This is a genomic window from Asanoa sp. NPDC050611 (assembly GCF_040654855.1).
In the GTDB taxonomy this organism is placed as follows: Bacteria; Actinomycetota; Actinomycetes; order Mycobacteriales; family Micromonosporaceae; genus Asanoa.
Genome location: NZ_JBFAIU010000005.1, coordinates 59,395 through 71,213, shown reverse-complemented (window position 1 = coordinate 71,213; position 11,819 = coordinate 59,395). Strand labels below are relative to the sequence as shown.

Genomic DNA, 11,819 nt, shown 5'->3' with positions numbered 1-11,819 from the left:
CCACCCACGCATCACCCGCCGACGAGGGTGATGCGTATCTGGAAGCAGAGCAAAGCCCCGCAAAAGAAACCCCGGCGGACCCGGCAGCGAAGCGCAGCGAGCGGTGTCCGGCGGGAGCGACGGTCGCGCCCCAGGCGAGCCCGGGACAGCATCGTGCTCTTGATCTAGCGCTGGGCGCCGATCAATAAGCTCCCTTGCGGGCCAGGACGACGCCGATGGTGCGCCAGAGGATGCTCAGGTCGTAGGCCAGGGACCAGTTGTCGACGTAGTAGAGGTCGAGGCGGACGGCTTCGTCCCAGGAGAGGTCCGAGCGGCCCGAGACCTGCCACAGGCCCGTGATGCCCGGGCGGACCAGCAGGCGGCGGCGGACGTCGCCGAGGAAGTCGCCGTCGTCCGCCGGGAGCGGGCGGGGGCCGACCAGCGACATCTCGCCCTTCAGGACGTTGATCAGCTGGGGCAGTTCGTCGAGCGAGCTCGCCCGCAGGAAGCGGCCGAACGGGAAGACGCGCGGGTCCTGCCGGATCTTGAAGAGCATGCCGTCGGTCTCGTTCTGGTCGACCAGGGCGGCCAGGCGGTCCTCGGCGTCGACGTACATGGTGCGGAACTTCCACACCCGGAACGTGCGGCCCTCGTGGCCCACCCGCGGCTGGCGGAAGAAGACCGGGCCCTTGTCGGAGATCTTGATGCCGATCGCGATCGCGGCGACGACCGGCAGGAGGATCACCAGGCCGACGACCGCCGCGACGCGGTCCATCATGTTCTTGGCGAGCAGGGCCGGCCCGGAGAGCGTCGGCTCTTCGACGTGCAGCAGCGGCAGGCCCTCGATGGGGCGGATGTGCACCCGCGGGCCGGCGATGTCGGTCAGCTGCGGCGCCACCACCAGGTCGACGCCGCTGCCTTCGAGCTGCCAGGCCAGCCGGCGCAGCTCGCCGGGCTCGGCGCTGGCCGAGCCGCACACCGCGATCGTGTCGGCGCCCAGCTCGCGGACCAGGCCGAGGACGTCGCGGCCGGCGTAGACCGGCACCGGGGTCTCGATGCCGCGGGCGGCCGCGTAGCCGTCGGTGATGTGGATGCCGACCGGCACCAGGCCCGCGGACGGGTTGCGGGTGACGGCGGTGAAGACCTCCAGCGCCTCGGGCAGCGTGCCGATCAGGATCATCCGCTGACCGGCCTGGCCGGCCCGGCGGCGCACGAGGTGCAGCGCCTGGCGGGCGAGGTAGCGGGCAATCAGGATGAGCAGCAAAGCGCCCAACAGGACGCTGCCGACCGTCATACGGGACAAATCGGTCTTGGTGGCGAAGACCAGGAACGAGACGCTGGCCGCGACCACGAGCGACGCCCGCGTGACGCGCTTGAACTCGTCGGTGCCCAGGCCGAGGTAGCGGCGGTCGTAGGCGCCGTTGGCCCACAGCGTGAACAGCCAGCCGCACGGCAGGAACACGTAGGCGATGAGCGCGAACAGCGTCGGCTGGTCCTGGAAGCCGGCCCGGGCCTTCTCGAACTCGGTGACCGCGATGTAGCTCGCGAGGACCGCCGCGGCGAAGTCGAGCACCAGCAGGATCAGGATGAAGGGGCGGTGCCACCGGGAAACCCGTCGGCGAGCCCGGGCCCAGGCCGAACGCGGCACGCCGTTGGGAGGCGGTGGCGGAGGCACCTGGATCTCGAAGCTGTCGACGTGGCGCACGACGCCGCCGCGGCCGTTGCTGGTCACCGGGCGCTCGAGGCTGGTCGTCACCTCACGCACGTCCTCCCGGGTAACGCGTGCCGCCCACTCGCCATACGGGCTCCGGTCGCCCACCGCATCAGTCTCCCATGTCAACGGTCACGAACCGTGGACGGAAGAAAGACATTACGCCCGGACCCGCCGGAGCGGTCGTCCCCGCGCCGTCGGTGCGGGACCGGGTCACTATACCGATTGTCGGGGCGGGCGGAAGAAGCGAGATGTGCGTCGAAAACGGTTCGTACGCAGGGCTTCCACGCGCTCACTCAGCGCACCAATCGGGACAGCCGTCGATCCGCGAGCGGCTTGCCGCCGGTCTGGCACGTCGGGCAGTACTGCAGGCTCGAGTCCGCGAACGAGACCTCACGCACCGTGTCGCCGCAGACCGGGCAGGGCAGGCCGGTGCGGGCGTGCACCTTCATCCCGGAGCGCTTCTCGCCCTTGAGCTCGGCGGCCTTCTGTCCCACGGACCGACTCACCGCGTCGTTGAGGACCGTCTGCGTCGTTTCGTACAACGTGGTCATCTGTGCGTCCGTCAGGCGGTCGCTCATCGCGAACGGCGAGAGCTTGGCGGCATGCAGGATCTCGTCGGAGTACGCGTTGCCGATGCCGGCCAGCACCGCCTGGTCCTTGAGCACGCCCTTGATCTGGCCCCGCCGGCTCTTGACGGCGCTCGCGAACGTGGCCTCGTCGGCGGAGAGCGGGTCAGGACCGAGCTTCGCGACACCGGGCACGAGGGCCGGATCGGTCACCAGGTAGGCGGCGAGGCGTTTCTGCGTGCCGGCCTCGGTGAGGTCGAAACCGGACCCGTCGTCGAGCCGCACCCGCACCGCGATAGGGCCTTTGCCCGGCTTGAGCGGCGCGGCGCCGGGGAACGAGTCGCGGTAGTGCAGCCAGCCGGCCCGGGACAGGTGCACGACCAGGTGGATGTCTCCCTCACCGGGCTGGCCTGAGGAGAAGGACACGTCGAGGAACTTGCCGTGCCGCCCCGCGCCGACGATCTCCTTGCCGGCGACCGCGGACGGCGGTGGGTCATAGGTCTTCAGCGCGCTGATGGCGCTCACTTCGAGCCGCTGGACCCGGTGACCGACGGCACGGTCACGCAGGTATGCGGCGAGTGCTTCCACCTCGGGCAGTTCGGGCACGTCGACAACGGTAGCCTGACCGAACCATGAAGGTCGTCGTCGCGCACAACAGATATCGCGAGGCCCAGCCCTCGGGCGAGAACACGATCGTCGATCAGGAGATCGACCAGCTCGCCGCGGCGGGTGTCGAGGTGCTGCCGTTCCTGCGCAGCTCCGACGAGATCCCCGACCTGTCGCCGGCGGCCAAGGCCCTGCTGCCGATCTCGCCGATCTACGCGCCGAAGGCCCAGCGGGACCTCGCCGACCTGATCCGGACGCACCGGCCGGACGTGCTGCACCTGCACAACCCGTACCCGCTGATCTCGCCGTGGATCGTCCGGACCGCGCACCGGTTCGGCCTGCCGGTGCTGCAGACGGTGCACAACTACCGCCAGGTGTGCGCGTCCGGTCTCTACTTCCGCGACGGCGGCATCTGCCACGACTGCCGGGGGCGCGGCTTCCCGCTGCCGGCGGTGCGGCACCGTTGCTACCGGGGCTCGACGGCGCAGAGCGCGCTGATGGCGACCACGCTCACGGTGCACCGGCCCACGTGGCGTTCGGTCGACGGCTACCTGGCGCTGACCGACGCGATCAAAGATCATTTGCTGGCGTACGGGATCCCGGCGGAGCGCATCACGGTCAAGCCGAACGCGATCCCGGACCCGGGCCCGCCGGCGCCCCTCGGTGACGGGTTCCTGTTCTTCTCCGGCCGGCTGTCCGAGGAGAAGGGCGTCCGGCTGCTGCTCGACGCGTGGCAGCGGCACCCGGACGGCGCCAACGGCCGGCTGCGCATCGCCGGCGACGGCGACCTGCGGCCGCTGGTCGAGTCGGTGGCCGATGCGCGCGGCGACGTCGAGTTCCTGGGGCGGCTGGACCGGTCGGGCATCGACGCCGCGCTGCGCGCCACGGCCGTGGTGCTGGCGACGCCGACGTGGCACGACGTCCTGCCGACCGTGGTGCTGGAGGCGCTGGCCGCCGGGCGGCCGGTGCTGGGGACGGCGCTGGGCGGGGTGCCCTACGAGGTGGGCGACGCCGGCTGGACCGTCGCGGCCGAGGCCGATGCGCTGGCGGCGGCGCTGCCGGTGGCCCGGGCTGAGGCGGCCGCGAAGGCGCCGCTGGCCCGGCTGCGCTACGAGCGCACGTTCCACCCCGACGTGGTCACGAAGCGCCTGCTCGACACCTACTCCGGGCTCGTCAGGAACGCAGCGCCGTCCGGCCGGTGAACGCGATGCTGGCGAGCAGGAAGCCGCCGTTGACGATCGTGAACGCGACCAGCAGGAACACGGTCCACTGTGGAACCAGCAGGAGCACGAGGCCGGCCAGGAAGACCACCGCGCCGTAGTCGCGGACCAGCTTCACCACCCGCACCGGCAGCGACGTCGAGGTGACCATGCTGCCCGCGTTCGGGCCCGCCTGCATCACCGAGGTGACCAGATTGACCATCCAGGTGCCGGCGAACAGGGCGACGAGCCAGGACGCCGTCGACGGGCGTTGGTCGACGGCTACCGCGGACAGCGCGGTGACCAGCGAGATCTGCACGGCCACGTCGCACAGCACGTCGATCCGCGCACCCGCCGGGCTGGTTCGCCCGGCGACCCGGGCGAGCTGGCCGTCGGCGCAGTCCAGAGCGTAGGCGAGCTGCCACCCGACCAGCGCGATCAGCCCGGCGACCCAGGTCGGCACGGTGGTCGACGCGAGCGCCACGACCGCGGCGGAGGTCGCCAGGCCGATCACGAGGCTGCCGGCGGTCAGCGCGGTCGGCGGGGCGCCCACGCGGTAGGCGGCCGCGGCGAACACCGCGCCCGCCCGCTGGCTCAGGGCCTCACTGAACAGCCCGCCGCCGCGGTTGACCCGGTAGAACTCGGCGGGTCGGGGTGTGGTGGTCTCAGCCTGCAAGGTCGCGGAGTGCATCGCGGTACCCCTCCAACCGGGCGTCGATCTCGGCGGGCGACAGAGCGAGGTGCTCGAGGACCGTGTATCGGTCCGGGCGGGTCGAAGGCGCGTACGCGACCGCCTCCGCGAACTGCGCGTCGGTGAGCCCGAGGTCGGCCGGGGTGGTCGCCAGGCCGTGCCGCCGCATGGAGGTCACCAGCTGGGCGAGCCGCTCCCGCTCGCCCCGCAGGTAGGTGCAGAACAGGGCCCCGAGCCCGCACTGCTCGCCGTGCGAGGCCAGGTCCGGGTACAGCGCGTCCAGGGCGTGCGAGATCTCGTGGCAGCCGCCGCTGACCGGCCGGGTGGTGCCGTGCACCGCGCTGGCCAGCCCGCCCATGATCAGGGCCTCGGCGAGTGTCGTCAGGAACCCGTCGTCGGTGATCTTGCCCGGATGGTTGACCAGGGCCTCGGCGCTGGACCGGGAGAGCGTCACGGCCAGCCCGTCGATCGGCTCGCCGCGTTCGCGGTGGGCCAACTCCCAGTCGGCCACCGCGTTGAGGTTCGACAGGGCGTCGCCGATGCCGGCCTGGGTCTGCCGGTCCGGCCCGTTCTCTACGAAGTCCAGGTCGACGATCACTGCGATCGGGATGTGCACGCCGTACGAGTTGTGCCGCCCGCCGTGGGTCAGGGACGCGGTCGGCGAGGCGATGCCGTCGTTGGCCAGGCTCGTCGCCACGGTGACCATCGGGATGCCGAACCGGGTGGCGGCGTACTTCGTGGTGTCGATGGTCCGGCCGCCGCCGATGCCGATGACCGCGTCGTAGGAGCGCCCGCGCAGCTGGTCGCCCAGCTCGACCGCCGCGTCCAGGGTGCCGCCGGCGGTGTGGAAGACGTCGGCGTTGCCGAGGCCGGGGCGGACCAGCTCGGCGATCCGGTCACCCTGGCCGGGCCCGACCACGACCGCCACGTCGCCGCCGCCGGAGATCCGCCGGTCGGCCAGCATCGAGCCGAGCTCGGCGACGGCACCGCGGCGGACCTCGATGGCCAGCGGCGTGGTGACGGTGCGGGCTAGTAGTGGCACGCGATCTCCCGGGCGCGGGCGAGGTCGGCGTGGTTGTCGACCTCGACCCAGGGGATGTCGCCGATGGTGGCCGCGCGGACCTCGCCGCCGCGGTCGGCGTACTCCTGGTAGCCGTCCTCGTAGTAGAGGCCCGGGTCGCGGCGCCACGTCGTCTCCAGCGCCTCGGCCACGCCCGCGGCCGCCGACGCCTCGATCAGCGTCGCGCCGATGTATTCGCCGAACGCCTCGGCCGGGTCCATCAGCTTGGTGATCCGGGTGAGCTGGCCGCCGGCGTCGAAGGTCGTCTTCATCTCCTCGTCGGCGAGCGTCTTCACGTCGTCGACGGCGAGCAGGACACCCGGGCCGCGGTTGCCGAGCAGCGTCTGCTCGACCGAGACCGGGTGCACGGTGTCGCCGTTGACCAGCAGCGCCCCGTCGGCGAACCGGTCCCGCGCGAGCCAGAGGGAGTAGGCGTTGTTCCACTCCTCGGCGCGGTCGTTGTGCACGAGGTCGAGCGTGACGCCGTAGCGGGACTCGAGGTCGGGCTTGCGCTTCTCGACGGTCTCCGCCGCGTAGCCGACCACGACCGCGATGTCGGTCAGCCCGACCGCGGCGAGGTTGCGCAGGGCTATGTCGAGGATGGTGGTCTCCCCGTCGACCGGCACGAGAGCCTTGGGCAGCGTGTCGGTATAGGGGCGCAGCCGCCGGCCAGCGCCGGCTGCGAGCACGAGGCCGATCATGCCGGCGCTTCCTCCAGGGGGTGCTGCAGGTGTACGGGAAGAAAACTCTTCCCGACTGGAGGATAGCGGTGCGGTAGTCCTACATCCCGATCTGGCGTAAAAGGGCGAAACCGCCTTCGACGATCTGGCGTACGAGGCCGTCGTCGACGCCGTTGTTCTCGTCGAGCACGTCGACCTCGTCCCGGGTGATCCACCGGAAGGCGGTGTGCTTGCCGGCTTCGAGGCGGGGCCGGGCGAGGTCGCCGTCGACCCGGATCAGGAAGTCGGTCTCCAGCCGCTCGAACCCGTCGTTGCCCAGGTAGCGGTGCTCGCCGATGGTGCCAAGCACGATCGACACCCGCCAGCCGGTCTCCTCGGTCACCTCGCGGTGCAGCGCCTCGTCGAGGCTCTCGCCCGGCTCGAGGTGGCCGCCGACGATGTCCCAGGTGTCGGGGAAGAGCTTGCGGGTGGGCGACCGGCGCTGGATGAACACGCGCCCGTCGTCATCGACGATCACGCCTGCCGCGCAGCGCAAGGGTTCGACGGACACGCACCGAATCTAGTCAGCGGGGTCCATCTCCGGCTAGGTTCCGGCGGCGTCCTCGCGCTGCGTACGCGGGGTGCCACGGCGTGCAGGGTCCGGGGGCGTCGCCTGCTCCAGGTGCGCCAGCACCTTGCCGGAGATCTTCGTCAGCGCCGCCAGGTCGGCCGGGTCGAGCAGGTCGACGAAGTGCCGGCGGACCGACGCCACGTGCAGCTTGGCCGCCGCCTGGATGGTGGTCCAGCCGGCGTCCGTGAGCACCACCGTCGCGCTGCGCCCGTCGCTCTCGCAGTCGTCGCGGGTGACCAGGCCGCGCTGCTGCATCCGGCTGACGTGGTGGGACAGCCGGCTCACCGACCAGCGGATCGCGGTGGCCAGCTCGCCGAGGCGCATCCGGCGGCCGGGCGCGTCGGAGACCGTCGAGAGCACGTCGTAGTCGGCGTCGGACAGGCCGGAGTCGGCCGCCAGGTCCCGGGTGATCTGCAGGTCCAGCAGGGTGCGCAGCCGCCGGTAACCGAGCCAGGCGCGCATCTCGTCGTCGGTCAGCCACCGGGTCATGGGACCAGCGTAGACATTCTGCTTGACATGTCAAACAGAGCGCGTAGCCTGTTTGACATGTCAAGCAGATTGCTGCGGCTGTTCGCCGGTCTGGTCCTCTTCGGGATCAGCCTCGGGCTGATGGTCCGCGCCGACCTCGGCCTCGGCCCGTGGGACGTGTTCCACCAGGGCGTCGCGCAGCGGATCGGGCTCTCGATCGGGCTCGTCGTCAACCTCACCGCCGTCCTGGTCCTGCTGCTCTGGATCCCGCTGCGCCAGCGGCCCGGGATCGGCACGGTCGCCAACGTCGTCGTGGTCGGGCTGGTCACCGACGGCACCCTCTGGCTGCTGCCCTCGCCCGACCCGCTGGCCGCGCAGATCGCGCTGCTGGTCGCCGGCATCCTCGCCAACGCGGTCGCGACCGGCCTCTACGTCGGCGCCGGCCTCGGCCCCGGGCCGCGCGACGGGCTGATGACCGGGCTCGCCGCCCGCGGCCACTCGATCCGGCTGGTCCGCACCGGGATCGAGCTGGCCGTGCTCGCGATCGGCTTCGTGCTCGGCGGGTCGGTCGGTTTCGGGACCATCGCGTACGCCCTGGCCATCGGCCCGCTGGTCGGTGTCTTCCTGCCCCTGCTCACCGTCCGACCCGCGAAAGGACAACCCGCATGAGCACCATCCTGTTCGGCCTCGACGTGCCGGCCACGACCTCGCCCGGAGAGCCGGCGGTCGACCCGGTCGCCGCGGCCCGCGCCGCCGAGGCCGCCGGCTTCGACTTCGTGTCGGCGTCCGACCATCCGTGCGGCACCGACCCGAGCTTCGAGAACTGGACGATGCTGACCTGGCTGCTGGCCAGCACCGAGCGGCTGCGGGTGCTGCCGCGCGTGCTCGGTGTGCCCTACCGCAACCCGGCTCTCGTCGCCAAGATGGCCGAGACGCTCGACCGGCTCTCCGGCGGCCGGCTCATGCTGGGTCTGGGCGGGGGCTCGGCCGACCACGAGTTCCGCGCGTTCGGCATCGGCGTCCCGTCGCCGCGCGACAAGGTCGACGGCCTCGCCGAGGCCATCGAGGTGATCCGTGGGCTGTGGACGGAGCCGTCCGTCACCTTCGCGGGGCGCATCCACCGCACCGAGGCCGCGACCATCACGCCCCGGCCGGAGCGGCCGATCCCGATCTGGCTCGGCACGTTCGGGCCGCGGGCGCTCGCGGTCACCGGGCGGCTGGCCGACGGGTGGATCCCGTCGCTCGGCCACGCGCCGCCGGAGACGATCCCGGCCCTGCGCGACCGGATCGCCCGGGCGGCGGACCAGGCTGGACGGTCCATCGAGGAGATCACCCGCTGCTACTTCCTCGACATCCCGCCCGGCGGCGCCGGTGAGGTGACCGAGACCCTGCTGGGCTACATGCGGCTCGGCTTCACCGCGTTCAACTTCCGGGTCAGCGGGGCCGATCGCGCTGATCGGGTCGAGTGGCTCGCGAGGGAGGTGTTACCGGGCGTACGACAGGCTGGTTGAGCGTGCAAGTCTTGTAGTTCTGTCCCGGCAGGACCACTATGTCCGTACGGTGGCCTTCAAGGGGGATGTGTCATGCAGGTTCGCGATGCCATGTCCAAACAGGTTCTCGTGGTGGGTCCCGAACACACGCTCCGGCAGGCCGCCAGCATGATGGCCACCCGCCGGGTCGGGTCCGCCGTCGTCATCGATCCCGACGCCCAGGGGATCGGCATCATGACCGAACGCGACGTGCTCTACGCCATCGGCGGCAACCTCGACCCCGACGTGGAAATGGTGGGCGCGCACATCACGTGGGACGTGGTCTATGCCGGTCCTGAGTGGACCCTCGAAGAGGCGGCATTGGCGATGTCCCGCGGCGGCTTCCGCCACCTGGTGGTGCTCGACGGCACAGAGGTGGTCGGGGTGGTCTCGGTCCGCGACATAATGCGCGTCTGGGCGGCGGCCCGCGAGCGCGTCTGATCCGGCCCTCCCTGCGAGACGGACCCTTTCGGGGCAAACTGGGGGTTATGACGGGGCGCGCGGTCCACGGGTCGACCACCGAGATGATCCAGGCGGTCGCGGCCGGGCGGCCCGTGCGCCGGGAGGCCGCCGGCGACCCGCCCGGTGACGGCGACCCGGTGCCCGAGACGTTGCTGATCGGCGACGAGCGGTTCCGGATCGAGCGCATCGGGCGGCCGCTCGACTGGGTGATGCGTGCGCTCGGTGACGGCGCCGACGGCCGGGCACCCTGGACCGTGCTCCTCTGGCAGGGCGGGCTGCTCGACCGGCTGCCCCGCACCGTCGACCACACCATCGCCGGGGTGAGCTGGGACCCGACCACGGAGATCGCCGACCTGCTCGTGCTCGACGAGCCGCGGTCCTCCGTACCCTGGGAAATCGATCTTGATTCGCACCACCGCGTGCTCGACCACATGGCCGCCCTGCACGCGCGGTTCTGGCACTTCACGGACCCGGTCGGGCTCGCGCCCCCGGGCGCGCGCTACACCGCCCTCGCGCCGTCGACCGGGATCCGCGAGGCCGGCTCCGGCGCCGACGGCCTGGTGGTCGGCTGGGCCGCGCTCGCCGCCGACCAGCCCGAGGCCCACGAGGTGGCCCTCGCGCTCGCGGTCGAGCCGGCGCCGTTGCTGGCGGCGTTCGACGGCCTGCCGACCACACTGGTCAACGGCGACTGGCGGGTCGGCAACCTCCGCCCGCTCGCCGACGGGCGCACCGCGCTGCTCGGCTGGGGCTGGGCGGGCGCCGCGGGCTGCTGCGTCGACCTCGCCGGCTATCTCGCGCTCAACGCCGGGAAGCTGCCGGAGACCAAGAACGCCACGATCGAGGCGTACCGCGTCGCCCTGCAGCGCCACAAGATCGACACTGCCGGCTGGTGGGACCGCCAGCTCGAGCTGGCCCTGCTCGGCGCCTTCGTGCAGCTGGGCTGGTCGAAGACCACCGACCGACCGGAGCTGGCCTGGTGGATCGATCGCGTGATGCCGACCGCCCGCACGCTTCCTGACTGACGCAGCCCCCTACGCTGGTAAACCATGACCGCCGCGCAGCTCATCTCGTTCGCCCGTGGGGCTCCCTCGCTCGACATCGTCGACATCGAGGGGCTCAAGGCCGCCGCCGTCCGCGCCTTCGACGCCGATCCGGGTGGGGTCACCGCCTACGGCACGTCCGTCGGCTACCTGCCGCTGCGCAAGTGGATCGCCGACAAGCACGGCGTCGCGCCCGAGCAGGTGCTGGTGACCAACGGCTCGCTGCAGGCCGACGCGTTCCTCTTCGACCACCTGGTCGGCGCCGGCGACGCCGTCGTGGTCGAGCGGCCGACCTACGACCGCACCCTGCTCAACCTGCGCAACAAGGGCGGCGAGGTGCACGCCGTGACCACCCAGACCGATGGCATCGACGTCGACGAGCTGCGCAAGCTGCTGGAGTCGGGCGTCCGCCCCAAGCTCGCCCACATCATCCCGAACTTCCAGAACCCGGCCGGCGTCACGCTCTCCGCGGAGAAGCGGCGCGCGCTGCTCGACCTGGCCGCCGAGTACGGCTTCACGATCTTCGAGGACGACCCGTACGCGGACATCCGTTTCCGCGGCGACGCGCTCCCGTCGATGCTGTCGCTGGACGACAAGGGCGTCGTGGTGCACGCGTCGAGCTTCACCAAGACGGTCTGCCCGGGCGTCCGGGTCGGCTACCTGGTCGGGCCCGCGCCGCTGATCGCGGAGATCGCCAAGAAGGCCACGAACCTCTACATCTCGCCCGGCATGGTGGCCCAGGCCATCGTCTACCAGTTCTGCGTGGCCGGTGACCTCGAGCGGTCCATCGACACCGTGTGCACCGCGCTCGCCGAGCGGGTCCGGCTGCTGGCCGCGTCGCTGCGCGAGCACATCCCGGGCGTCTCGTTCACCGAGCCCGAGGGCGGCTACTTCCTCTGGGTCGACTTCCCGGAGGACATCGACGTCGACAAGCTGCTGCCGGCGGCGACCGCCCGCGGGGTGGCCGTGGTCAAGGGCAGTGACTTCCTGCTCGAGGGCGGCAAGCACGCGCTGCGGCTGGCCTTCTCGGCGGTGACGGCCGACGAGATCGACGAGGGTGTACGCCGGCTGGCGGCGGCCATCGAGGATATCCGCGGCTGATACGGGGCGACCAACGGCACTCTGTCGGATTCCCGACAGAGTGCCCCATCCGTGTGATGAGGGGCTGACCAGGGACGGGTCGACGGTGAACAATGCGATCCACCGGTCGGCCGG

Annotated in this window: 13 protein-coding genes; 6 read left to right on the top strand and 7 right to left on the bottom strand. The window is 71.6% G+C overall.

Annotated features, from left to right (window positions below; all coding sequences use genetic code 11):
• Positions 1-181: 181 nt before the first annotated feature.
• The gene (locus tag AB0H87_RS01805) at positions 182-1,744 is read right to left on the bottom strand and encodes a sugar transferase (RefSeq protein WP_360137941.1); all 1,563 of its coding nucleotides are present in this window, start codon (positions 1,742-1,744) and stop codon (positions 182-184) included.
• A 242-nt stretch (positions 1,745-1,986) separates the two neighbouring features.
• The gene (locus tag AB0H87_RS01800) at positions 1,987-2,865 is read right to left on the bottom strand and encodes a DNA-formamidopyrimidine glycosylase family protein (RefSeq protein ID WP_360137938.1); all 879 of its coding nucleotides are present in this window, start codon (positions 2,863-2,865) and stop codon (positions 1,987-1,989) included.
• Between the two features lie 26 nt (positions 2,866-2,891).
• Between AB0H87_RS01800 and AB0H87_RS01795 the strand changes: the two genes are divergently transcribed.
• Positions 2,892-4,067, top strand: a complete 1,176-nt coding sequence (locus AB0H87_RS01795; protein WP_360137935.1) for a glycosyltransferase family 4 protein — start codon at positions 2,892-2,894, stop codon at positions 4,065-4,067.
• Here the strand turns inward: AB0H87_RS01795 and AB0H87_RS01790 are convergent.
• From AB0H87_RS01790 to AB0H87_RS01770, 5 genes are all read right to left on the bottom strand, one after another.
• Positions 4,039-4,755 (bottom strand): CDP-alcohol phosphatidyltransferase family protein, encoded by a 717-nt coding sequence (locus AB0H87_RS01790; RefSeq protein WP_360137932.1) that lies wholly within the window; start codon positions 4,753-4,755, stop codon positions 4,039-4,041. The genes AB0H87_RS01795 and AB0H87_RS01790 overlap by 29 nt on opposite strands.
• Entirely contained in the window at positions 4,730-5,797 is a 1,068-nt protein-coding gene (locus tag AB0H87_RS01785; RefSeq protein ID WP_360137929.1) for an iron-containing alcohol dehydrogenase family protein, read from the bottom strand. Before AB0H87_RS01785 ends, AB0H87_RS01790 begins: the two co-directional genes overlap by 26 nt.
• The gene (locus AB0H87_RS01780; RefSeq protein WP_360137926.1) at positions 5,785-6,516 is read right to left on the bottom strand and encodes a phosphocholine cytidylyltransferase family protein; all 732 of its coding nucleotides are present in this window, start codon (positions 6,514-6,516) and stop codon (positions 5,785-5,787) included. Before AB0H87_RS01780 ends, AB0H87_RS01785 begins: the two co-directional genes overlap by 13 nt.
• Before the next feature lie 79 nt (positions 6,517-6,595).
• A complete protein-coding gene (locus AB0H87_RS01775; protein WP_360137923.1) occupies positions 6,596-7,045 on the bottom strand; it encodes an NUDIX domain-containing protein in 450 nt (149 codons plus the stop codon).
• 33 nt (positions 7,046-7,078) lie between these two features.
• Positions 7,079-7,594, bottom strand: a complete 516-nt coding sequence (locus AB0H87_RS01770; RefSeq protein ID WP_360137920.1) for a MarR family winged helix-turn-helix transcriptional regulator — start codon at positions 7,592-7,594, stop codon at positions 7,079-7,081.
• 57 nt (positions 7,595-7,651) lie between these two features.
• Here AB0H87_RS01770 and AB0H87_RS01765 point away from each other — a divergent pair, with 57 nt between their 5' ends.
• The 5 genes from AB0H87_RS01765 (at position 7,652) to AB0H87_RS01745 (ending at position 11,705) form a co-directional block, all read left to right on the top strand.
• Positions 7,652-8,242 (top strand): hypothetical protein, encoded by a 591-nt coding sequence (locus AB0H87_RS01765; RefSeq protein ID WP_360137917.1) that lies wholly within the window; start codon positions 7,652-7,654, stop codon positions 8,240-8,242.
• Positions 8,239-9,084, top strand: a complete 846-nt coding sequence (locus tag AB0H87_RS01760; RefSeq protein WP_360137914.1) for an LLM class flavin-dependent oxidoreductase — start codon at positions 8,239-8,241, stop codon at positions 9,082-9,084. The genes AB0H87_RS01765 and AB0H87_RS01760 overlap by 4 nt, the downstream gene beginning before the upstream one ends.
• Positions 9,085-9,156: 72 nt before the next feature.
• Entirely contained in the window at positions 9,157-9,543 is a 387-nt protein-coding gene (locus AB0H87_RS01755) for a CBS domain-containing protein (RefSeq protein WP_360137911.1), read from the top strand.
• 47 nt (positions 9,544-9,590) lie between these two features.
• A complete protein-coding gene (locus AB0H87_RS01750) occupies positions 9,591-10,586 on the top strand; it encodes a hypothetical protein (RefSeq protein ID WP_360137908.1) in 996 nt (331 codons plus the stop codon).
• 24 nt (positions 10,587-10,610) lie between these two features.
• Complete coding sequence (locus AB0H87_RS01745) at positions 10,611-11,705, top strand: PLP-dependent aminotransferase family protein (RefSeq protein ID WP_360137905.1); 1,095 nt, start codon at positions 10,611-10,613, stop codon at positions 11,703-11,705.
• The last annotated feature ends 114 nt before the right edge of the window (positions 11,706-11,819 follow it).